Source organism: Thalassomonas sp. RHCl1 (genome assembly GCF_947387555.1).
GTDB lineage: Bacteria > Pseudomonadota > Gammaproteobacteria > Enterobacterales > Alteromonadaceae > Thalassomonas.
Window position 1 is genome coordinate 611,626 of sequence record NZ_CANDNZ010000002.1, and the last position, 22,483, is coordinate 634,108.

20 protein-coding genes are annotated in these 22,483 nt (G+C 45.3%); 14 read left to right on the forward strand and 6 right to left on the reverse strand.

The features are described from left to right. Window positions 1-23: 23 nt before the first annotated feature. Window positions 24-2,279: an ATP-dependent Clp protease ATP-binding subunit ClpA gene (gene clpA / locus QL234_RS08620; protein ID WP_281557413.1), complete on the forward strand. Its 2,256-nt coding sequence runs from the start codon at window positions 24-26 to the stop codon at window positions 2,277-2,279. Between the two features lie 157 nt (window positions 2,280-2,436). Here the strand turns inward: clpA and infA are convergent, their stop codons facing one another. The 5 genes from infA to ald all read right to left on the reverse strand — a co-directional run bounded on the left by infA (window position 2,437) and on the right by ald (window position 6,415). Next, on the reverse strand, window positions 2,437-2,655 hold the full coding sequence (gene infA, locus QL234_RS08625) for a translation initiation factor IF-1 (protein ID WP_011043571.1): 219 nt from the start codon (window positions 2,653-2,655) through the stop codon (window positions 2,437-2,439). A gap of 85 nt (window positions 2,656-2,740) precedes the next feature. Beyond that, entirely contained in the window at window positions 2,741-3,445 is a 705-nt protein-coding gene (locus tag QL234_RS08630; RefSeq protein WP_281557414.1) for an arginyltransferase, read from the reverse strand. A gap of 2 nt (window positions 3,446-3,447) precedes the next feature. After that, window positions 3,448-4,143: a leucyl/phenylalanyl-tRNA--protein transferase gene (gene aat / locus QL234_RS08635; RefSeq protein ID WP_281557415.1), complete on the reverse strand. Its 696-nt coding sequence runs from the start codon at window positions 4,141-4,143 to the stop codon at window positions 3,448-3,450. A 12-nt stretch (window positions 4,144-4,155) separates the two neighbouring features. Beyond that, window positions 4,156-5,124: a thioredoxin-disulfide reductase gene (gene trxB / locus QL234_RS08640; protein WP_281557416.1), complete on the reverse strand. Its 969-nt coding sequence runs from the start codon at window positions 5,122-5,124 to the stop codon at window positions 4,156-4,158. 172 nt (window positions 5,125-5,296) lie between these two features. Further along, entirely contained in the window at window positions 5,297-6,415 is a 1,119-nt protein-coding gene (gene ald / locus QL234_RS08645; RefSeq protein ID WP_281557417.1) for an alanine dehydrogenase, read from the reverse strand. Between the two features lie 177 nt (window positions 6,416-6,592). On the opposite strand from ald, the gene lrp reads away from it, so the two are divergent. From lrp to QL234_RS08710, 13 genes are all read left to right on the forward strand, one after another. Beyond that, a complete protein-coding gene (lrp, locus tag QL234_RS08650) occupies window positions 6,593-7,075 on the forward strand; it encodes a leucine-responsive transcriptional regulator Lrp (protein ID WP_044834598.1) in 483 nt (160 codons plus the stop codon). Between the two features lie 71 nt (window positions 7,076-7,146). Beyond that, on the forward strand, window positions 7,147-9,723 hold the full coding sequence (locus QL234_RS08655; RefSeq protein ID WP_281557418.1) for a DNA translocase FtsK: 2,577 nt from the start codon (window positions 7,147-7,149) through the stop codon (window positions 9,721-9,723). After that, window positions 9,716-10,441, forward strand: coding sequence for an outer membrane lipoprotein chaperone LolA (lolA, locus tag QL234_RS08660; protein ID WP_281557419.1), 726 nt, complete (start codon window positions 9,716-9,718; stop codon window positions 10,439-10,441). The genes QL234_RS08655 and lolA overlap by 8 nt, the downstream gene beginning before the upstream one ends. Then, a complete protein-coding gene (locus tag QL234_RS08665) occupies window positions 10,428-11,795 on the forward strand; it encodes a replication-associated recombination protein A (RefSeq protein WP_281557420.1) in 1,368 nt (455 codons plus the stop codon). The genes lolA and QL234_RS08665 overlap by 14 nt, the downstream gene beginning before the upstream one ends. Further along, on the forward strand, window positions 11,776-12,171 hold the full coding sequence (crcB, locus tag QL234_RS08670) for a fluoride efflux transporter CrcB (protein WP_281557421.1): 396 nt from the start codon (window positions 11,776-11,778) through the stop codon (window positions 12,169-12,171). The genes QL234_RS08665 and crcB overlap by 20 nt, the downstream gene beginning before the upstream one ends. A gap of 13 nt (window positions 12,172-12,184) precedes the next feature. Next, on the forward strand, window positions 12,185-13,465 hold the full coding sequence (gene serS / locus QL234_RS08675) for a serine--tRNA ligase (RefSeq protein ID WP_281557422.1): 1,281 nt from the start codon (window positions 12,185-12,187) through the stop codon (window positions 13,463-13,465). A 163-nt stretch (window positions 13,466-13,628) separates the two neighbouring features. Then, window positions 13,629-14,114, forward strand: a complete 486-nt coding sequence (locus QL234_RS08680) for a TlpA disulfide reductase family protein (protein ID WP_281557423.1) — start codon at window positions 13,629-13,631, stop codon at window positions 14,112-14,114. Between the two features lie 103 nt (window positions 14,115-14,217). Continuing rightward, window positions 14,218-15,345 carry a M14-type cytosolic carboxypeptidase gene (locus tag QL234_RS08685; protein WP_281557424.1) on the forward strand — a complete coding sequence of 376 codons (1,128 nt, stop codon included), beginning with the start codon at window positions 14,218-14,220 and terminating at the stop codon, window positions 15,343-15,345. A gap of 230 nt (window positions 15,346-15,575) precedes the next feature. After that, on the forward strand, window positions 15,576-16,163 hold the full coding sequence (locus QL234_RS08690) for a hypothetical protein (protein WP_281557425.1): 588 nt from the start codon (window positions 15,576-15,578) through the stop codon (window positions 16,161-16,163). 469 nt (window positions 16,164-16,632) lie between these two features. After that, complete coding sequence (locus QL234_RS08695; protein ID WP_281557426.1) at window positions 16,633-18,171, forward strand: alanine/glycine:cation symporter family protein; 1,539 nt, start codon at window positions 16,633-16,635, stop codon at window positions 18,169-18,171. A gap of 132 nt (window positions 18,172-18,303) precedes the next feature. Next, window positions 18,304-18,627, forward strand: a complete 324-nt coding sequence (locus QL234_RS08700) for a hypothetical protein (RefSeq protein WP_281557427.1) — start codon at window positions 18,304-18,306, stop codon at window positions 18,625-18,627. A 3-nt stretch (window positions 18,628-18,630) separates the two neighbouring features. Continuing rightward, window positions 18,631-18,930, forward strand: coding sequence for a DUF1315 family protein (locus tag QL234_RS08705; RefSeq protein ID WP_281557428.1), 300 nt, complete (start codon window positions 18,631-18,633; stop codon window positions 18,928-18,930). Next, on the forward strand, window positions 18,927-21,740 hold the full coding sequence (locus QL234_RS08710) for a DUF349 domain-containing protein (RefSeq protein WP_281557429.1): 2,814 nt from the start codon (window positions 18,927-18,929) through the stop codon (window positions 21,738-21,740). The genes QL234_RS08705 and QL234_RS08710 overlap by 4 nt, the downstream gene beginning before the upstream one ends. 95 nt (window positions 21,741-21,835) lie before the next feature. Here the strand turns inward: QL234_RS08710 and QL234_RS08715 are convergent, their stop codons facing one another. After that, complete coding sequence (locus QL234_RS08715; RefSeq protein WP_281557430.1) at window positions 21,836-22,276, reverse strand: NUDIX hydrolase; 441 nt, start codon at window positions 22,274-22,276, stop codon at window positions 21,836-21,838. Between the last annotated feature and the right edge of the window lie 207 nt (window positions 22,277-22,483).

Here is a 22,483-nt window from a genome sequence, read left to right on the forward strand (position 1 = left end):
AAGATTTTGATATGGAGTAACATATGCTGAATAAAGATTTAGAAATATCACTAAATTTAGCTTTTCGTCAGGCCAAAGAATCCCGCCATGAATTTATGACAGTAGAGCACTTGTTGCTTGCATTATTGGATAACCCCTCGGCAACCGAAGCATTAAGGGCTTGCGGAGCGGATATGATTAAGTTACGGAAAAGTCTGCTCGATTTTATCGGCGAGACAACCCCTATGATCCCCAGCGATGAAGAAGAACGAGAAACCCAGCCGACATTAGGCTTTCAGCGGGTATTACAAAGAGCGGTGTTTCATGTCCAGTCTTCAGGTAAAAGTGAAGTTAATGGTTCAAATGTCTTGGTGGCCATTTTTAGCGAGCAGGAATCCCAGGCCGCCTATATCCTGAAAAAGTCCGATATCAGCCGCTTGGATATCGTCAACTATATTTCCCACGGCATTGCAAAAGTTGATCAGGCCGATAGCCATAATACCGAAGAGCAGGAGCGCCAGGCAGAAGAAGAACCGCGTGTTATCGAGAACTTTGCAGTCAACCTTAATGAAGAAGCGACAAAGGGCAATATAGACCCGCTTATTGGCCGTGATGATGAATTAGAACGTACCTTGCAGGTATTAAGTCGTCGCCGTAAGAATAACCCGCTGTTTGTCGGCGAAGCAGGTGTCGGTAAAACGGCAATTGCCGAAGGGCTGGCTAACTTGATCGTCTCTGAAAAAGTGCCGGATTTTTTAACAGATGCCACTATCTACTCCCTGGATATGGGGGCCTTGTTAGCAGGAACTAAATATCGCGGAGATTTTGAAAAGCGTTTTAAAGCCCTGCTGAAAGAATTGGAAAATGACAAAAGTGCCATTTTGTTTATCGATGAAATCCATACCATTATTGGCGCCGGTGCGGCTTCCGGTGGTATGATGGATGCCTCCAATTTGATCAAACCGCTATTATCCGGCGGTAAACTGCGTTGTCTTGGCTCAACCACTTACCAGGAATACCAGAGTATTTTTGAGAAAGACCGTGCCCTGGCCAGACGTTTCCAAAAAATTGATATTGCCGAGCCAAGCATCGACGATACCACTAAGATTTTAGTGGGTTTAAAAGATAAATATGAATCCCACCACGGTATACGCTATACCAATAAAGCCCTTAAAGCAGCAGCTTCGTTATCGGCTAAATATATCAATGAACGTTTCCTGCCGGATAAAGCGATAGATGTTATTGATGAAGCTGGTGCAAAGCAGCAGTTGATTGCACCATCAAAGCGCAAAAAAGTGATCAATAATACTGATATCGAAACCATAGTGGCTAAAATGGCCCGTATACCGGAAAAATCTGTTTCCCTGACGGAAAAAGATAGCCTGAAGAACCTGGATCGGAATTTGAAACTTGTGGTCTTTGGTCAGGACAGTGCAATTGATGAATTAACCTCAGTGATCCGCCTCTCCCGTGCCGGTTTAGGCAGCGAGTTAAAACCTGTGGGCTCATTCCTGTTTGCCGGCCCTACCGGGGTGGGTAAAACGGAAATTACCCAACAACTGGCAAAAATATTAGGCGTTGAGTTATTACGTTTTGATATGTCCGAGTACATGGAAAAACATGCCGTCAGCCGTTTGATCGGGGCGCCTCCTGGTTATGTGGGTTATGAGCAGGGCGGTTTGCTGACCGATGCAGTGATCAAACATCCTCACGCTGTGGTGCTGTTGGATGAAATCGAAAAAGCCCATGAAGATGTTTATAATATTTTACTGCAGGTGATGGATCACGGTACCTTAACGGACAATAACGGCCGTAAAGCGGATTTCAGAAATGTTATTTTAGTTTTAACCACCAATGCCGGTGTTGCCGAAACCACCCGCCAATCCATAGGTTTTAAACAGCAGGATCACAGCGTTGATGCCATGAAGGAAATCAACAGCGTCTTTTCTCCTGAGTTTAGAAACCGTTTGGATAACATTGTTTGGTTTAATCATCTCACCACAGCTATTATCCAGCAGGTTATTGATAAATTTATCGTCGAGCTGCAGGCGCAATTGGATGAAAAAGGTGTTTCTTTAGAATTAACTAAAGAAGCGAAGAACTGGCTGGCGAAACACGGCTATGACAAAGCCATGGGGGCACGGCCAATGGCCAGGGTCATTCAGGAGCATGTGAAAAAACCGCTTGCCAATGAGTTACTCTTTGGCGAACTAACTCAAGGGGGAGTTGCCAGAGCCGGAGTCAAGAAAGATAAGCTGGTCTTTAGCTTTGAACAGAAAAGAGAGTTAGTTGAGCATTAAGCACAAAGGATCTTTTAATAAAGCCGGGTATTTCACCCGGCTTTGTTTTTCTAAATACCGGAAAAGCTGTGAATTTATGTTATAGGTAATAAAAGTTGCGCAATAAAAAGCCCTGTCGAGCAGGGCTTTTACTTTTTAATCTTTAACCCGTCAGGTTTTATCTAGCACGGAAAATAATGCGGCCTTTTGATAAATCATATGGCGTTAATTCAACGGTAACTTTGTCACCAGTTAAAATACGGATATAATTTTTGCGCATTTTACCGGAAATATGTGCAGTTACTACGTGGCCATTTTCTAATTCAACACGGAACATAGTGTTAGGTAATGTATCTAACACGGTACCTTGCATTTCAATATTTTCTTCTTTCGCCATTGGGCGCTAAACCTCTAATGTTGTGCATAAATAAAAAGCTGCGCAGATGATGCCCAATTGCACGGCTAATGTAAAGGCATACAGGCTATTTATTTACGATTAACCAGTTATTTTCCGTTAATTTTTCATATGGAAAGTATCTATCCTTATAATTCATTTTTTGGCACTTATCTATTTGGTAGCCTAAATACAAATAGGGCAGGTTGATTTCTGCACAAATCCTGATCTGATTGAGGATAGAAAGTATGCCTAAAGCCGATTTTCTATAGTCAGGATGGTAAAAGGTATAGACAGCCGACAAGGCATTTTCCAGTTTATCGGTGACCGCAACACTGATTAATTCTTCTTTATCCCAGGTTTCTATGAACAGCTGCTCTGATATCTTACAGGAAAGAAAATTTTTAAATTGCTGGTAGCTGGCGGGGTACATGGCACCGTCGGCATGTACGGTATTGATATATTTCTCATATAAGGGGTAATACTCGTCCTTTAGTTCGGTTGATTTCTTCAATACGAAGTGACTATTTCGCTTGAGTAATCGCTTCTGGCTCCTGGATGGGGAAAAAGAACCCACCAGTACCCGGATTGACTGACAGGCATTACAACTGGGGCAGTGGGGACGGTAAATCTGGTTACCGCTGCGCCGAAAGCCCTGGGTCATTAGCCAAGTGTAACTGTCGTTATTCTGGAATCTGTCGTCAACGGCGATTAATAGCCTTTCTTGCTCTTCGGGTAAATAATTACAGGGAAAAGTTTTGGTAATACCGAGTTTGAAATCTGAGCTACTCATAGTTACATCAAGGTGCGCTGCTGCCAAAAATCGTGGGCAATTACCTTATTTATAGCAGTTTCTTTTAATTCAACAAAGGCTTGGCGGGAAATTTCAACGGCGCCCATTTCCTGTAAAAAAGGGTTGAGGATTTGGCAATCGATAAAGGTAACCTTGATTTCTTTCAATAACTTCGCAAGCGATAACAGGGCGACTTTTGAGGCATTGCTGCGTTTGTAAAACATCGACTCTCCTGAGAAAAAGCCATTGATGGCAACACCGTAAAGGCCGCCGACCAATTCATTTTCCTGCCAGACTTCTATCGAATGGGCATAACCTTGCTGATGCAGAGCGATATAGGCAGCCTTCATCTGAGGAGTGATCCAGGTACCTTCTTTTCTGAAAGGGGCGTGGGCGCAAAGTTCGAGCACCCGGGTAAAGTCCCGGTTTAAGGTCACGGTAAAGGTTTGCCGGTTGAGAACTTTTCTTAAGGTCCGGTTGACCTTGATATCTTCTACCGGAATGATAGCACGGGGATCCGGTGACCACCACATAATAGGATCGCCTTCATTAAACCAGGGGAAAATCCCGTGAGTATAGGCATTTACCAGGCGCTTTAGTGATAAGTCCCCGCCAAAGGCAAGTAATCCGTTGGGATCGGTTAATGCTTGGTTAAGCGGGGGAAACGCCAGAATTTCCGGATGGAGCTGAGGGATCATCTGGCGCTGAACTTACTTATTAGCAGTAGCGTTTTTCGCATCTAAATAACGCTCGGCATCAAGCGCAGCCATACAACCGGCACCGGCAGAGGTGATGGCCTGGCGATAGATATGGTCGGCAACATCACCGGCCGCGAAAATACCTTCAACACTGGTCTGGGTTGCATTGCCGTTCGTACCGCTTTCTATGGTCAGGTAGCCGTCTTTCATGTCTAACTGATCTATGAAGATATCGGTATTGGGTTTATGGCCGATAGCAATAAAAGCGCCGGAGACTTCAAGTTCTTCGGTAGCATCAGATTTAGTATCTTTTAAGCGGACACCGGTGACGCCCATGTTATCCCCTAATACTTCATCTAAGGTACGGTTTAAGTGAAGTACGATATTGCCGTTTTCCACTTTATCCATCAGGCGCTTGGTCAGGATTTTTTCTGAGCGGAAGGTATCACGACGGTGAATTAAATGAACTTCTGAAGCAATATTAGCCAGGTAAAGCGCTTCTTCAACAGCGGTATTACCACCACCGACAACGGCAACTTTTTGATTGCGGTAGAAAAAGCCGTCACAGGTAGCACAGGCGGAAACACCGCGGCCCATAAAGGCTTCTTCAGATGGCAAGCCTAAGTACTGAGCTGAAGCGCCGGTGGCAATAATGAGTGCATCACAGGTATATTCGCCGGAGTCGCCTTTTAGTTTAAACGGGCGTTCTTTGACATCAACTTCATTGATATGATCAAAAATGATCTCGGTATCAAATTTTTCGGCATGTTTTTGCATGCGCTCCATTAATACCGGGCCGGTTAAATCATCAGCATCGCCGGGCCAGTTTTCCACTTCAGTGGTTGTGGTTAATTGTCCGCCTTGTTGCATCCCGGTGATCATTACCGGATTTAAATTTGCTCGTGCGGCATAGACTGCTGCGGTATAACCTGCAGGGCCAGAGCCCAAAATCAATAAAGGGCAATGTCTTGCTTCGCTCATGATTACTCCAAAAAATATAATTTATCAAACTCAATTGATTGGGATTCTAAGGAAATAACTCAAGGGGGTAAAATAAATTTTAATTAAAAAAAAAGTGCGCTTTTTCCAAAGCGCACTTTTTATTTTACACTCATGTTTAAAATATGAGCTTTTTAGAGTATTTTCAAAGCCTTTAGTTGATCAGAGCAACTGCCGGATCAACATATTCAAAGCCTAAATTCTCGGCAACACTTTGACAGGTAACTTGACCGTCGATAACGTTAAGACCGTTTAACAGGTGTTTGTTATCCAGTAATGCCTGTACATGGCCTTTATTGGCGATTTGCAGGATATAAGGCAAGGTTGCGTTATTTAATGCAAAAGTAGAAGTGCGAGGTACGGCACCCGGCATATTGGCAACACAATAGTGAACGACATCATCAACAATATAAGTTGGCTCGGCATGGGTTGTCGCTTTTGAAGTCTCGATACAACCACCCTGGTCGATGGCAACATCGACAATTGCCGCGCCCGGTTTCATGCTCTTGATATGCTCTTTGGTAACCAGTTTAGGTGCAGCTGCACCAGGAATAAGCACGCCACCGATCACTAAGTCGGCATCCAGTACATGTTTTTCCAGGGCATCGGCAGTAGAGTATATCGCTTTTACTTTATTACCAAACTGGGCGTCTAATTTACGTAATACATTGGTGTTACGATCTAATACGACAACATCGGCGCCCATACCAACTGCCATTTGTGCGGCATTGTTACCAACCATACCGCCGCCGATAATCACAACTTTGGCCGGCTCAACACCCGGAACACCACCAAGCAGCATGCCGCGGCCGGCATTTGATTTTTCCAGTGCCTGGGCGCCTGCCTGGATAGACATACGACCGGCAACTTCAGACATCGGCGCCAATAATGGCAGGCCGCCGAAATCATCGGTTACGGTTTCATAGGCGATACAGATAGCTTTGCTTTTGATCAAATCTTCTGTTTGCGGCAGATCCGGGGCCAGGTGCAAATAAGTGAATAATATCTGACCTTCCCTTAACATGGCGCGTTCTACCGCTTGTGGTTCTTTTACTTTAACGATCATTTCCGCCTGGGCAAAAACGTCGCTGGCCTGGTTGATGATGCTGGCACCGGCATCAACATAGTCCTGATCGGTAAAGCCGATACCAATACCTGCATTTGTCTCAACAATGACTTCGTGACCGTGATTAATCAGCTCACGGACACTCGCCGGAACCATACCTACGCGATATTCGTGATTTTTAATTTCTTTTGGTACACCAATGATCATATTTGAATACTCTCTGTTTGTTATCTAGTTGCTTCTATCACTTAGTCTGATGACTAAGTTTTATAGCTTGTTGTATATATCTCTAGTATAAAACGCTTTTGGCAGAGTAACATGTCGTAATTATCTTGTTCTTAGAATATAATCCTGTAAAAGGGCTAATTAATAGATAAATGTATAATGAGTGACAGTAAAGGGAAAAAACTTGACCGTATTGACCGTAATATTTTATTTGAACTGCAACGGGATGGTCGCTTGTCCAATATCGAACTCTCCAGAAGGGTAGGGCTGAGTCCGACCCCTTGTCTGGAGAGGGTCAAACGCCTTGAAAATGAAAATTATATTACCGGCTACCGGGCGACCCTCAACCCCCATAAACTGGACGCGGCTTTATTGGTCATCGTTGAGATCACCTTAACCAAAACCAGTCCGGATGTTTTTGATGACTTTTCCAAAGCCGTAGACGAACTTGATGTTATTCAGGAGTGCCACCTGGTTTCCGGTAACTTTGACTTTTTGTTAAAAACCCGGGTGAAAGATATGCTGGCATATCGGGAGTTGCTCGGTGATACCCTATTAAGGTTGCCTGCGGTCAGCGAAAGCAGAACCTATGTGGTGATGGAAGAGGTGAAATCCTCGAATCTGATCGCAATTAAACGTTAAAACGTTTTCACAGGGCCAATAATTTGGTATTTTAAGGTCAAAATAATGAAAATTTTCCAATGGTTGCAATATTGTCTTCACAATCTCCTAAATTAAGCGGTGTCCAGCGGTTACTCGAAGCCGGTTTATTATTCTCATGTGTCTTTGCCATGTTTACCATGTTGGCATTAGTAAGCTTTGACCCGGCTGATCCCGGCTGGGCGCAAACCGGTTACCAAACCCCGGTACGAAACCTTGGCGGCGCGGTTGGCGCTTATTTGTCTGATCTGTTGCTGAACCTTTTTGGCTGGATAGCTTTTACTTTACCTATAGTGATCGCTATTACCGGTTGGCTGCTGTTTCAAAAATTCCATCGCCTGATGCAGTTAGACTATTTAACCCTGGGATTAAAGTGTATCGGCTTTTTCATGCTTTATATCGGCATTACTTCCCTTGCCAGTATGAATTTTGATGATGTCTTTTACTTTTCTGCCGGCGGCATCCTAGGGGATGTCTTGAGTAACAATTTCTTGCCTTATTTTTCTTTTATTGGCAGCACTTTGATTTTTTTGATGTTTGCCTGTGCGGGTTTTGTGTTGTTAACCGGTTTTTCCTGGCTTAAAGCGGTTGATTATATCGGCCAGTATACCATTGCCGGCGCCCTGTATTTATTTGAATTACCGGCAAAGCTTAAAGAGCAGTTTTCTTCCTCCCCTGAAAAAGTCAGTAAACAGAGTGATACTGCTTTGCTCTGCGAGCAGTTAGAGCTAGCTGAGGACAAGAATGACAACACCAAAGAGGAAAGTAATGCTGTTGCGGAAGAGGCAACTGAGGCTGCTCCCGGTTTTGATGAGTTAAACGAACCTTTACCTGAAGTAAATATTCCCATTGAACTTGATGATGTGCCCTTTACCTATAACGGTGAAGATCAGCCGCAAGAACCTTATGTTAATATCGACGAGTTGATGAACGGTCCGTTGGAAATGAATGTTCAGGAGCATGTGGATGATGAAGAAATTGCCGCGGCATTTGAACCGGTTGAATCCATAGACTTGCCGCCGGCCCTGGTTGATGAACAGCCGTCGCAGTTCCCGCCGGTATCTGAAGTGCTTGCCCAAGCCGCGGAAGCTAAAAATGCTCCGCCGGCAAATAAATATGAAGGCATGCCGTCGATTGAACTGCTTGATCGTCCTGATAAAGCAGAAAACCCTATCAATCAGGAAGAGCTGGATCAGGTCAGTCGTTTGGTAGAAGCAAAATTACTGGACTTTGGCATCCAGGTACAGGTGGTTTCGGTATTCCCCGGCCCTGTGATCACACGTTTTGAGCTGGATTTGGCTCCCGGGGTAAAAGTCAGCAAAATTTCTAACCTGTCCAAAGATTTGGCGCGGGCACTCTCGGCTATCAGTGTGCGTGTGGTGGAAGTGATCCCAGGTAAGTCGGTGATCGGTTTGGAATTACCGAACAAGTTCAGGGAAATTGTCCGATTAAGCGAAGTGATTTCCTGCGATGCCTTTGCCAACTCAACTTCGCCGTTGACTATGGTGCTGGGTAAAGATATTGCCGGTGACCCTATCGTCGTTGATTTAGGTAAAATGCCGCACTTATTGGTCGCCGGTACCACGGGTTCTGGTAAGTCGGTGGGGGTCAATACCATGATCGTCAGCCTGCTTTATAAGTCGACCCCGGAAGATGTCCGCTTGATTATGATCGACCCGAAGATGCTGGAATTGTCGGTTTACGAAGGTATTCCCCATTTGCTGGCGGAAGTTGTTACCGATATGAAAGAAGCAGCCAATGCGCTGCGCTGGTGTGTCGGGGAAATGGAGCGTCGTTATAAGCTGATGTCGGCGGTCGGGGTACGTAACCTTAAAGGTTATAACCAGAAGGTATTAAAGGCTATTGAAGACGGCTCGCCCCTGGTTGACCCGTTATGGAAGCCGGGTGACAGCATGGAAACCATGCCACCACAACTGGAAAAACTGCCCAGCATTGTGGTCATTGTCGATGAATTTGCCGATATGATGATGATAGTGGGTAAAAAAGTTGAAGAACTTATTGCCCGTATCGCACAAAAAGCACGGGCAGCGGGTATTCACTTGGTACTGGCAACCCAGCGTCCTTCGGTGGATGTTATTACCGGTTTGATTAAAGCCAATATTCCTACCCGTATGGCGTTCCAGGTATCTTCACGTATTGACTCAAGAACGATTTTAGATCAGCAGGGCGCCGAACAATTGCTGGGACAGGGGGATATGCTTTATCTGCCGCCGGGCTCAGGCGTACCTACCCGGGTCCACGGTGCTTTTGTTGACGATCATGAAGTCCATGCCGTGGTGAAAGACTGGCAGTCGCGTGGTGAGCCAAATTATCTTGATGAAATCCTTTCCGGCGATAGTGAGCAGGAAGTCTTGCTACCGGGCGAGCAAAGTGAAGGTGAAGAGTCAGAATTAGATGCCCTGTACGATGAAGCCCTGGCTTTTGTTACCGAGACCCGCAGGGTGTCAATCTCCAGTGTCCAGCGTAAATTCCGTATCGGTTATAACCGGGCGGCGCGCATTGTTGAAGAAATGGAAATGCAGGGGGTCGTCTCTACACCCGGCCATAATGGTGCCAGGGAAGTACTGGCGCCACCACCAGTAAAAAATACGGTTGATGAAATTGAATAAAAAAATCTTAGTAAAAAACATAACGTTGGCATTAGCTCTGTTGCTGCCAACAACGTCAGGACTGGCCCATGTCAACGGTCATGATGATCTTGGTAATAAGCCAGTTTCTACAGCCTATAAAACAAACGCTAAAGCCATGGAAGTTACCAAGGCAAATGATAGTGATGAGCAGGCGAAAAAAGCGCTGTTAGCTAAGCTCAATAATATCAAACATTTTAGTGCAAAATTTTCCCAGCAAGTGGTTGATGCCGATGGCAACCCACTGCAAAATGGCGCCGGTACTTTAGTGGTCAGCAAGCCCAATTTAGTTCATTGGCAAACCACTGAGCCGGATGAATCGCTGATTGTTTCTGACGGTGAAACCCTGTGGTTTTATGATCCCTTTGTCGAGCAAGCCACCGCCTATGCTTTGGAAAGTGCCATCGCCAATACTCCGATTTTACTGTTAACCAGCCAGGATGAATCTATGTGGCAAAATTACCGTATCAGTAAAATTAACGAGGTCACCTTTATTGTCCATGCCCTGGACAGCAACAGTCAGGTAAAAACACTGGAGCTGAGTTTTGAGCAGGACAAACTTGCCGGTTTTGTTATCTTAGATGCCAGCGGCCAGCTCAGCCGTTTTGCCTTGTCGGGCAGTGATTTTAGCTCAGAGCCGAAAAAAGAACTGTTTGAATTTACTTTACCCCCGGGTGCCTATTTAGATGACCAACGCTAACGGTACTTTAGATCTGGGATTTGAAGAAAATGACGAGTTCAAACCTTTAGCCGCCAGATTACGTCCGCAAACCCTGGAGCATTATGTTGGCCAACAACATATTTTGGCGCCGGGTATGCCGCTGCGCCTGGCGATAGAGCAGGGTAACTGTCATTCTTTGATTTTCTGGGGACCACCGGGTACGGGCAAAACTACCCTGGCGGAGATCATTGCCGGGCATGCCAATGCTGATATCGAACGGGTATCAGCTGTTACATCAGGTATTAAGGAAATTCGCCAGGCGATAGATAACGCCAAGCAAAGAGCCATACATCAGCAGCGGCGCACGGTATTGTTTGTTGATGAAGTGCACAGGTTCAATAAAAGCCAGCAGGATGCGTTTTTACCCCATATCGAAGACGGCACTATCATTTTTATCGGCGCCACCACGGAAAACCCGGCTTTTGAATTAAACCAGGCGGTGTTATCTAGGGCGCGGGTCTATACCTTAACCCGGCTTGCCAGTGAAGAGCTAGAGTTGGTGCTCAACCGGGCCTTATCCCTGGAGCAGGAGAAGGTGCAAATCAGCTTGGATGATGATGCCAGGCAAAGCCTGTTAAAGCGCAGCGACGGTGATGCCAGGCGGCTTTTAAACCTGTTGGAAAACTGTATTGAAATTGCCGTACCGGCACCTGGCTCTGACAATGAAAAAAATGTCAAGGTGATCACCGCCGAGCTCATTGCCCAGGTGGCAGGCAGTAAAATCGCCTTATACGATAAAGGCGGCGATGCTTTTTATGACATGATCAGCGCCTTTCACAAATCGGTACGCGGCTCAGATCCCGATGCGGCCCTGTATTGGTACGCCCGTATTATTACCGGCGGCGGCGATGCTCTGTATGTTGCCCGGCGGTTATTGGCGATCGCCAGTGAAGATATCGGTAATGCCGACCCAAGAGCCATACAGCTGGCCCTTAATGCCTGGGATACCTACCATAGGGTAGGACCGGCAGAAGGGGAGCGCGCGATCGCCCAGGCCTGTGTTTATTTGGCCCTGGCACCAAAAAGCAATGCTGTCTATATGGCCTTTAACCAGGCCAAGGCACTGGCAAAGCAAACGGCAGACTTGGATGTGCCGGCCCATTTGAAAAATGCTACCAGCAGTATCACCAAAGAGTTGGGGCACGGCGCAGAATACCGTTATGCCCATGATGAGGCGCAGGCCTTTGCTGCCGGTGAAAATTATTTTCCAGAAGTGATCGCCGATACCCGTTTATATCAGCCGAGTGATCGCGGGCTGGAAATTAAATTGAAAGAAAAACGTCAATACCTGGATTCCCTCAACAGGCAAAGCCATGACCAACGCTATAAATAGTACCACTTTATACCTTTTTGTTGCCCTCGGTGGTGCCTGCGGGGCCTGTTTGCGTTTTTTTATTTCACAATTAGTGTTAAATTGGCTCGGAAAAGGATTCCCTTTTGCCACTTTGATGGTTAATATTTCCGGCTCCTTTATTATGGGATTTTTATACGGGCTAATTGAACAAGGTATTTTAGAAGTTTCTGTTTACAGAACCCTGATAGGCATAGGGTTTTTAGGGGCGTTCACCACCTTTTCAACATTTTCTCTCGACTCTCTGCTGCTGATACAGCAGGGGGAATTATTAAAAGCCATGGTAAACATTTTGCTCAATGTCGGGCTATGCATTTTAGCGGCCGCCTTGGGAATGTTTATCGTTACTAACAATTAAAACGTGATATATCATGCTAGATCCAAAACTGCTAAGAACAGACTTAGAAAATATCGCCACTGCTTTGGCGAAACGCGGCTTTAAACTCGATACCGAGCAATTGTCCGCTTTAGAAGAACAGCGCAAAGGCATCCAGGTAAAAACCCAGGAACTACAGAATCAACGTAATACCCGCTCGAAATCCATTGGCCAGGCCAAAGCCCGCGGTGAAGATATTCAGCCGTTACTGGCAGAAGTGAGCCAGTTAGGTGATGATCTTAAGGCTGCTGAAGAAGAGCAAAATAAGGTATTGGCAGACATTAATGCTATCGCCTCGGCTATTCCTAATCTGATGGATGAGTCAGTGCCGCACGGGGACAGTGAAGACGACAATGTTGAAATCAAGCGTTGGGGTACTCCACGTGAGTTTGACTTTGAAGTAAAAGATCACGTTGACCTCGGCGCTGCCCTGGATAAAGGCCTGGACTTTGAAAGCGGCGCCAAACTTGCCGGCACCCGTTTCGCGGTGATGCGCGGGCAGGTGGCTAAATTGCACCGTGCCTTAGCCCAGTTTATGCTGGATGTGCACACCGAAGAGCACGGCTATCAGGAAATGTATGTGCCTTACCTGGTGAACCAGGACTCTTTATACGGTACCGGTCAGCTGCCTAAATTTGGTGATGACTTATTCAATACCGAGCTGGCTAACAAGCAGTTCTCCCTGATCCCGACCGCAGAAGTACCGTTGACCAACCTGGTACGTGACGAAATCGTTGAAGAAGCTGAGCTACCGATCAAGATGGCGGCCCACAGCCCGTGTTTTCGTAGTGAAGCCGGTTCTTATGGCCGGGATATCCGGGGCCTGATCCGCCAGCATCAGTTCGATAAAGTGGAAATGGTACAGCTGGTTAAGCCTGAAAACTCTATGGCTGCACTGGAAGAGCTTACCGGTCATGCGGAAAAAATTCTGGAAAAACTGGAATTACCGTACCGTACCGTAGTGTTATGTACCGGCGATATCGGCTTTAGCTCAACTAAAACTTTCGATTTGGAAGTGTGGTTACCGGCGCAAAATACCTACCGGGAAATCTCTTCCTGTTCAAACATGGGAGATTTCCAGGCAAGACGTATGCAGGCCAGGTTCCGTAACAGTGAAACCAATAAGCCAGAGTTGCTGCATACCTTAAACGGCTCAGGTTTAGCTGTAGGTCGTACCTTAGTGGCGATACTGGAAAACTACCAGCAAGCCGACGGCAGTATTAAAGTACCTACGGTATTACAGCCTTATATGAAGGGCTTAACTCAGCTGGGTTAACCTTGCCAGTTTGTTACCTGCGTTTACGGCAATCGCAATAAAATCAATCCGTTGCAATTTATAAAATTGCAACGGATTTTTTTTGAATATTTTTTCTCTCAAACGGGTCATATAGCCATAACAACAGCTTAGGCTTAATTTGTATTTTTCAGGGGAATATAACGTGCTGCGTAGTCTCGCCATTCAATTTGTTGTCTTTTTTGCTATTTTCCAGGGGGCTTCCATGCTCAGGGAAACCAGTATGCTGCCAAGGTCTACCGAGTTGTCGGAGCAGGCGCCGGTATTACCGACTTTGATGGATGAAACCATTAGCTTGAAATCGCAAGGCAAAAAAACCGTACTCTATTTTTTTGCCCCCTGGTGTACCATTTGTCACGCAAGTATCAGTAATTTGCAAAACATCTATCAGGATAATGACGATCTGGATGTGATTGCGGTCGCCCTGGATTACGCCAATGCCCAGGAAATAGCTGAATTTAGCGCCCAGCATCGGCTGGATTTTCCCATTGCCCTGGGTAATGAGCAGGTTAAAGCTCAGTTTAAAGTGCAGGGTTATCCCAGTTATTATGTAATTGATGAGCAAAATATGATCACCGCCAAATCCATGGGGTATTCATCCGAGCTGGGGCTGTATTTAAGGGCGCTTTAGTTATGGATTTAGCTGTTTGCATTGACTCTTTGATCCAGGTCTTCTGATCTGCATCCTGTTTGTGTACACTATCACTTTCTTTTCGGATAAAAGTATAAAAACTATGCAAATAACCGCCAATTTTGACAGTGGTAATATCAAAGTCATCGACGCAACTTCCCCAGGTAATGTTCAGCTGGAGATCAACAAAGACAACCAGTCGGAATTTTATCAGTGGTTTCATTTTAAACTTCATAACAATGATCATGTTGAGCATGTTATTCATTTAATCAATGCCGGCAAGTCAGCCTATGTCGAAGGCTGGGACGATTACCAGGCTGTAGCCTCCTATGATCGCGAGCATTGGTTCAGGGTACCGACCGAATTTGACGGTGAAAAACTGACCATTACCTTCACTCCTGAATTTGATTCTGTGTATTTTGCTTATTTCGCCCCTTATAGCTATGAGCGTCACCAGGATCTGATCCAAAGCGCACAAATGGATATCGATTGTCAGATGTTGTTATTGGGTCAGACCATCGATGGTCGCGATATGACCATGCTGAAAATCGGTGAAGAAGGCAAAGGCAAAAAGAAAATCTGGCTAACCGCCAGACAACATCCGGGCGAAACCATGGCTGAATGGTTTATGGAAGGTTTCCTGGATCGCCTGCTTGACGAAGACGACGGCGTTGCCCGTGCTTTACTCGACAAAGCCGTATTTTATGTCGTGCCTAATATGAACCCGGACGGCAGCTACCGCGGCCACCTGCGCACCAATGCCGTGGGCGCCAACCTTAACCGCGAATGGTTAGAACCGACCATGGAACGCAGCCCGGAAGTTTACCTGGTTCGCGAGCAGATGCTGGAAATTGGCGTAGATATGTTCCTGGACATTCACGGTGATGAAGCTCTGCCATATAACTTTGTTGCCGGTTGTGAAGGTAACCCCTCGTATGATGAACGTAATAAAGCTCTGGAAGAGCAGTTCAAGAAAATGCTTATCGCCATCACCCCTGAATTCCAGGATGAAGTGGGCTATGACAAAGACGAGCCGGGTAAAGCTAATATGACGGTAGCTACCAACTGGGTAGGGGAGCAGTTCGACTGTTTAGCCTTTACTATTGAGATGCCGTTTAAGGATAATGCCTTATTGCCGGATCACATTGTCGGGTGGTCTGATGAGCGCAGTAGCTTGCTTGGTCGTGACGTACTTACCACTATCTATCATGTAGTTGATGATCTTCGCTAATTGCCATGTAATTAAGTCTTATAGAAAGCCAGCTTGAACACTGGCTTTTTTTTAACCAGTTTTCTTTCAATGCCTTACGACAGGTTATTGACAGCGTTTAATAGATAGCTGAGTTTTAAATAATTAATCTCAATAGCATCAGCTATTTGTGGGTGTAATGTTAACAATTTTGTGTGCTTGGTATTCTTTGTGCTTATTTATCAACAGGATAAATTTAGGAAGTACCTCAGATGAAAGCACAAATTAGAAACATTATAAAAACAGGCTTGTTACTTACGGCCTTTACAGTCGTAAGTCAGGCGAATGCCGGTTTATTTCTTCGAGATGGCGGTATGGTGTATGACGATGTTTTGGATATAACCTGGCTGCAGGATGCCAATTATGCAAAAACATCTGGTTATGATGATAATGGCTTAATGAGCTGGGAGCAGGCTAATACCTGGGTCGATAATTTGGTTTATGGTGGTTATGATGACTGGCGGCTATTTAATGTTTCATTTGATTTTAGTCACTGTATAAACAATAGCCTTGCCTGGAGTAATGACAGCACTTGTCAAGATGCGGAATCTGTTCACCTTTTTTATGAAGATTTTGGCTTAACTCCAGGGCAAACATATGGACAGACTACAGGAGAAGGGCGGGATAACTATAATTTGTTTACAAATATAGGAAACAGTTATTACTGGTCCGGAACTCAAAATTTAGATACCGGTGCGATAAGTGTTTTTGCTCCTTTTATTGGTTTTGATGCAATAAATTATCCAGCCGGACAATCATATGCTTGGGCTGTTTTGTTGGCTTTTATTCCTTTTACCTAGCAAATATATAAATTGCAGATAACCTTTAATAGATTTTACGGGAAAAATATAAACAAGATGAAAAAACGGGGCCGACAACTTCTCTGCATCTAACCTTTTCAACTAGAAAACAGAGCAGCCCAAAGTGTTGGAATCTACCTGGTCATAATATCGAAGTGTCCTGCAAATACTAATAAATTCCTGTGATTATCACTATCAACCAGTTCTATGGATAATCTTTTGTCACATTATCATTGACCCCTAGAAGTGCTGCGAGTATGGCTTAGTATTTAGTGTTGTCATTATTGTTTGCGCTTTAACCGCTTAAAGCAGGGGTATAGAGCTAGAGGCAACAAATCCCGGCCAGAGCTCAGATAAAAATGCCCTGCGGCGGTTTTCTTGAGAAAATTTATGATAAGCTAATGCCAACCTATAAAAACGATATTCACAATAACAAAAAATTTAATCACAAATATGTTGGGAGTTACATGTGCAAGAGTTAGTTAACACAATAAATGGGGTGATCTGGAGTAATGCGCTCATTTATTTATGTTTAGGGGCAGGGTTGTTCTTCTCTGTTTTAACCCGTTTTGTCCAAATTCGCCATTTTAAAGAAATGGTCCGTTTACTGCTGTCAGGCAAAAGCTCTGAGCAGGGCATATCCTCTTTCCAGGCCTTATCGGTATCTTTGTCCGGTCGTGTCGGTACCGGTAATATCGCCGGTGTTGCCGCAGCCATTGGTTTTGGTGGCCCGGGGGCGGTATTTTGGATGTGGATTGTTGCCTTCTTCGGTGCGGCAACTGCCTACATTGAATCCACCAACGCGCAAATCTTCAAAGAAGAAACCGATGGTCAGTACCGTGGCGGCCCGGCTTACTATATTGAGAAAGCCATGGGGCAGAAATGGTATGCCTGGATCTTTGCCCTTGCCACTATTGTTGCCTGCGGCATGCTTTTGCCTATGGTACAGTCTAACGGCATCGGCTCAGCCATTGAAAGCGCCTTTGGCGGCGGTGGCACTATCAGTACTTTCCTCGGCGATATCAGCTACGCCAAAGTGATCACTGCTACTGCTATCGTGATGCTGCTGGGATTCATTATTTTTGGCGGCGTTAAGCGTATCGCCCATTTTACTCAGGTAGTTGTTCCGTTTATGGCGCTGGCCTATATCATCATCGCCATGGTGATCATCTTCTTACATATCGACCAGTTGCCGGGTATTGTGATGCTTATCGTCGGTGATGCCTTTACGCCAATGGCGGGTGTCGGCGCCGCTATCGGTTGGGGGGTAAAACGCGGCGTTTACTCCAATGAGGCCGGACAGGGTACAGGTCCTCATGCCGCAGCCGCTGCTGAAGTCGACCATCCTGCGCAGCAGGGCTTGGTACAGGCCTTTTCCGTGTATATCGATACCTTGTTTGTCTGTTCAGCGACTGCTTTTATGATTTTAATCACAGGGGCTTACAATGTTCACGGTGTTGGTGATGCCTTTATCGTACAAAACCTGGCGGCCGATGTTGCGGCTAACAGCCCGGTTTATACCCAGATGGCGGTTGACAGCATTTTTAGCGGCATTGGTAAACCTTTCATTGCTGTTGCCTTGTTCTTCTTTGCCTTCACCACAATTTTGGCCTACTACTTTATTGCGGAAAATAATGTTTATTATATCCGCCGCACCCTGAAGGTACCTGCGCTGAACTTTTTGCTGAAAGTGATCATCATGACCGCGACCTTTTACGGCACGGTAAAAGCGGCCGATATTGCCTGGGGCATGGGGGATATCGGGGTTGGTATGATGGCCTGGTTGAATATTATCGGCATCATCATCATCTTCTTTATGTCGAAACCGGCGATTAAAGCGTTAAAAGATTATGAGCAGCAAAGAAAGGCTGGAGTCGATAAAATCACCTTTGATCCGGAAAAGCTTGGTATCAAAAATGCCGACCTGTGGATGAAAAAGAAAAATTCAGCACCGGTGAGTGACAGTGCATCAACCGTCAGCAGTGATCTGGTTGAAGAAAAAGCATAACAGAGCGATTAATAGCAAAAAATGCTTTAGCGCACAATTTAATTGATATTTTTCAAAATAAATTGACATAAAACGCCCGCAAGGGCGTTTTTTTTAGGTAAAATATTAACTCATTTTTTATGTGAGATAGTTATGGCCGTTATTAATTGTCCGAGTTGTAATAAGAAAATATCAGATAAAGCAAAGACCTGTTCGTATTGCGATATTGATCTGAGTAACCAGGAGCAGCTTAATTCCATCAAGCGTATTAACCGTATTAAAAAGTCGCAAACATTGATGAATTATTCATTTATTGCCATGCTACTTTTCTGTGGCGGTTTCCTGTTTATGTTCTGGCAGGATGTCCGCCCGGGCAGCTGGCAACATACGGCGGCCATGAGCAGTACGGCTGTTGGTTTTATTCTTTATATTTTCATCCGCATACGATTAATTATTTTAAAACGAAATACTAAGTAACCTATGGAATTATTACAGTTAGTTGACAATCTTAGTCATGAAATGTACCTCAGGCTTAAATGCGCGGCAGAAACGGGCAAGTGGCCTGAAGGCACACCGGTAGACAGTGCCCAGCAGGAATCGGCTTTACAAATTTCTATGGCGTATCAGTCCCGTCGCTTAAATGCTACAGAATTTATGAGTGTCGGCAACGATGGCCAGATAGTGACGAAAACAAAGCGTGAATTAAAAAAAGAGTTCAATCAATCCGAGTCTGAGAGCAGCTCAGACGATAACACGATAGCCAGGTTTTCCGATTTATGATTTTTTCCAAACTATTTAAAGCAAACAAGGCCAGATGGCAGCACAAGGACAGTACTATCAGGATCACGGCGATCAGTGAAGATTTAACTGCTGCAAATAGCCAAGATCAGGAAATTCTCCTCCAGTTGCTTAATGAAGATGAACATGAGCTGGTACGCCGTGCCGCCCTGATTAAACTCGCCGACTTTACTCATTGGTTGAGTGCCAGTCAGAATAATTCCAATGCCAAAGTGAAAGAATTTGCCCGTCAGCAAATAAGTTTAATGCTGCAAGACCAGCATGAGCTGAAATTATCGAGCGAGACTAAAGTAACTTTTCTCAGGGAGCAGGCAACGGTGGCCATGCTTGAGCCCTGGCTGCATAAGGAAAGCGATGCAGAGCTAATCATTGAACTTTATAAAAAGATCAATAAACCCCAGTTAATGCAACAGCTGTTTGTGCAAAAGCAAAATCCCCAGGTACAACTATTCTTTGTTGGACAAACCGGGGAAACCGCAGTATTGGAAAAATTTCTGAAAAAGGCGGTCAATGATGAGGTCGGTCAATTAATCACGGATAAAATCAACCAGATCACTGAACTGGCACAAAAGCCGGCTAAAGTGAAAAAACAGGTGCAGTTATTATTATCCAAACTATTAGCGTTAAAAGATATTACCGATTACGAGCAGGTGCTCAGTAAGCGGGAGCTGCTGCAAAATGAATGGCAGCTAGCGCAGGATGAACTTGCTTGTTTGACCGAGGAGGAGCAGGCCAGCTTTGCTGAAAAATATCAAAGCATCACTAACCAGCTGGTGAAAATTTTTGCCCCGAAAGAAGAAGCCTACCAGCAGTCGCTGATCGAAAAAGAGCTGCAAAAAAATAAACAAATTGCCAAAGATAGCTTTGATCAGGAAATTAATGACTTAAGCCAAACGCTAACCACAGCGGTTTTTGAAAATAGCGTACTCGATGAAAGTGAGTTTGCCAATAAGCTGACCACATTAAATGACAAGATTGCCGCTTCGATACTGAACGAGCAAGAGATTGCTGCTTATCAAAAAACTATCCGTCAGCAGCAGGCCAAACTGACTAAGCTGCCCGTGATCGCCCAGTCGGTGAGTGATGCCACCCATTTAATTTCCCGGATCTCCCAGCTGGCCTTACCGCAAACAATAGAAGAACTTAATGAGCGTCAGCCTATCTTCGATGCCTGGCTGCAGGAATGGAAAACTACGGAGAAGCAGGCGGACGGTGTTTTACCTGAATCTATCAAGGCCGCCTACCAGGAATTATCCCAGCACTGGCGCAGCGGTTTAAAACCTTTGCAGCAAGAGCAGCAAGGGCTTTTCCGGCAGGTGCAAAAGAAGATGCCCGAGCTGAAACGTTTATTGGCCAGCGGTAAATATAAGGCTTCTTTTGGCGTATTTAAACGCATTAAAGGCAATTTCGAGCGTCTGTCAGCCAGTCAGCAGCACAGGCTGCAAAGAGACTTTGATCAGGTCAGTGAAAAAATCGCCGAGCTTAGCGACTGGGAGCACTATATTGCCACCCCGAGAAAACAGCAATTGCTCGATGAAGTGAAGCAACTGATCGAACAACCGATAGATAACCCCAATGAGCTGGCAGCGAAAATCAAGCAGTACCGCAAAGTATGGAATTCACTGGGCCATGCCGACGAAGAGCTTGACAAAGATTTAAACCATGATTTTAACCAGGCGGTAGAGCAGGCCTTTGCGCCGTGCCGTTTATATTTTGCCGAGCAGGAAAACCTGCGTGAGCAAAACCTGGTTAAAAGAATAGAGATCATTGAGCAGGCAAAAGCCATGTCCGCTGAACTGGAAAAAACGCCGGTTGATTTTAAACACTTGGATGCCCAGCTAAATAAACTCAATCATCAATGGCAGGGTACCGGGGAAGTCGACCGGGCGAAATATAAAGGTCTATTACACGATTATACCCAGGCACTACAGCCATTAAAGTCGGCAATACGTGAGTTCCACCATAATAATGTCGCCGAAAAAACCGCCCTGATTGAAAAAGCCCGGGACCAGCTTGCGGCAACAGAAGAGGGCGGTGATATCAATGCCGCGATTGAGCAGGTTAAAGGGATTCAGGCTAAGTGGCGCAATGTCGGCTATGCCGGCCCCCGTGAAGAAAACAAATTATGGCAACGTTTTCGAGCCGTTAATGACGAGTTGTTTAAGAAACGCGACTTGCTGAAAAATGAGCAACAGCAGGCGCAATCTGCCCAGCAGGCTGAATTTGAGGCGCAACTGCAAAGCTTAACGGCGGAGTTTGAGCAGGCACAAGAGCTGTCGGCTTTGTCTGTGCTTAAAGAGAAAACTCAGGCCTTGTTGGAGCAAGTGGTGTCAATTAAGCCGGTGATCAAGGCGGTGGCAAATGCGGTTGAAGGGCAAATTAAAGCTATAGATGCCGCGATTGAGCAGCACAAATCAGACAAAGAAAAACAGACCTGGTTAACCCTGTTTAATACTTTATCGGAGATAGCTTCTGATAAGATCACTTCGGCTGATGAGTTAAACGGCTTATCTGCTTTTTGGCAGAAAAAAGTACAGGATGTCCTGGCTGCCACCGATGTGGTGGACAGGAAAGAGAAAACCCTGGAGCTGGAAATATTGGCTGGGGTTGAATCACCGGCAGAGCTGGCCCAGGATCGGATGCAGGCGCAAGTGCGTTTAATGCAGGAGCAGATGTCTTCCGGCGGTGCTGTGGACTTACAGCAAAACTTTATCAACTGGCTGCAACTCGGACGTTTAACCGAGCAGGATCTGGACTTGCTTGCCCGGATCAAAGGTATCTATTGCCAGTAGCTTTTTAGTGGTAGCTGAAATAAGAAAAGCCCGCCAAAACCTGGTTTTGGCGGGCTTTTTATTCCCTGAATATTTATCAGGATAAAGTCAGGCGATCAGGCAACAGTTTCCCCCATGACTTTATCGGCCAATGCCACAAATTCAGGGCTCTCTTTAAGTAAATTGACCAGCGGCAAAAACAAGGGTTCGGGAAGTTCGTTAATCCCGCGCCACTGCCACTGCTTGCATTTATTCGGCTCTTTAATTTCTGCCTCACCGCTGTCACTTTTTGCCACCACAAAAAGGGTGACATAATGTTTATCTTCCTGTTCGAAGATATCATTGGTAAATCCGAGTTTTTTGATTTCATCCAATACCAAGCCGGTTTCTTCTAATACTTCACGTCTTGCACATGCTTCTACGTCTTCACCCATTTCCAGATGCCCGCCGGGAGTCGCCCAGGTATTAGCACCATGAGAGCCTATCCGCTCTCCTAACAAAATTTTGTTATTGCGTAAAATAATGACACCAACACCTACTCGTACTGCTTTATTCATTTTTAATTATGTTTCCTTATTATGTTTGAGCGCTTAAATAACGTATGCCAGGCATAGCCCTTATCCCGGCGCTTACAGGGGGAAGTTTTTTTCCGCTGACTATACTGATTTATTTACTATGCGGCAAGGTCAAGTGGACAGGGTTTTATCTATGGTTAAGTGAAAGAAAAGTGCCTTGCGAGCAACATTTGAACCCGGGATGAAAAT

Excerpts from the sequence above, each read along its gene's own strand:
- ald (WP_281557417.1), bottom strand. The coding sequence starts at position 6,415 with ATGATCATTGGTGTACCAAAAGAAATTAAAAATCACGAATATCGCGTA.
- QL234_RS08665 (WP_281557420.1), top strand. The coding sequence starts at position 10,428 with ATGACCAACGCTAACGGTACTTTAGATCTGGGATTTGAAGAAAATGAC.
- crcB (WP_281557421.1), top strand. The coding sequence starts at position 11,776 with ATGACCAACGCTATAAATAGTACCACTTTATACCTTTTTGTTGCCCTC.
- aat (WP_281557415.1), bottom strand. The coding sequence starts at position 4,143 with ATGATCCCTCAGCTCCATCCGGAAATTCTGGCGTTTCCCCCGCTTAAC.
- trxB (WP_281557416.1), bottom strand. The coding sequence starts at position 5,124 with ATGAGCGAAGCAAGACATTGCCCTTTATTGATTTTGGGCTCTGGCCCT.
- clpA (WP_281557413.1), top strand. The coding sequence starts at position 24 with ATGCTGAATAAAGATTTAGAAATATCACTAAATTTAGCTTTTCGTCAG.
- QL234_RS08685 (WP_281557424.1), top strand. The coding sequence starts at position 14,218 with ATGCAAATAACCGCCAATTTTGACAGTGGTAATATCAAAGTCATCGAC.
- infA (WP_011043571.1), bottom strand. The coding sequence starts at position 2,655 with ATGGCGAAAGAAGAAAATATTGAAATGCAAGGTACCGTGTTAGATACA.
- lrp (WP_044834598.1), top strand. The coding sequence starts at position 6,593 with ATGAGTGACAGTAAAGGGAAAAAACTTGACCGTATTGACCGTAATATT.
- serS (WP_281557422.1), top strand. The coding sequence starts at position 12,185 with ATGCTAGATCCAAAACTGCTAAGAACAGACTTAGAAAATATCGCCACT.
- QL234_RS08710 (WP_281557429.1), top strand. The coding sequence starts at position 18,927 with ATGATTTTTTCCAAACTATTTAAAGCAAACAAGGCCAGATGGCAGCAC.
- QL234_RS08715 (WP_281557430.1), bottom strand. The coding sequence starts at position 22,276 with ATGAATAAAGCAGTACGAGTAGGTGTTGGTGTCATTATTTTACGCAAT.
- QL234_RS08690 (WP_281557425.1), top strand. The coding sequence starts at position 15,576 with ATGAAAGCACAAATTAGAAACATTATAAAAACAGGCTTGTTACTTACG.
- QL234_RS08705 (WP_281557428.1), top strand. The coding sequence starts at position 18,631 with ATGGAATTATTACAGTTAGTTGACAATCTTAGTCATGAAATGTACCTC.
- QL234_RS08630 (WP_281557414.1), bottom strand. The coding sequence starts at position 3,445 with ATGAGTAGCTCAGATTTCAAACTCGGTATTACCAAAACTTTTCCCTGT.
- QL234_RS08700 (WP_281557427.1), top strand. The coding sequence starts at position 18,304 with ATGGCCGTTATTAATTGTCCGAGTTGTAATAAGAAAATATCAGATAAA.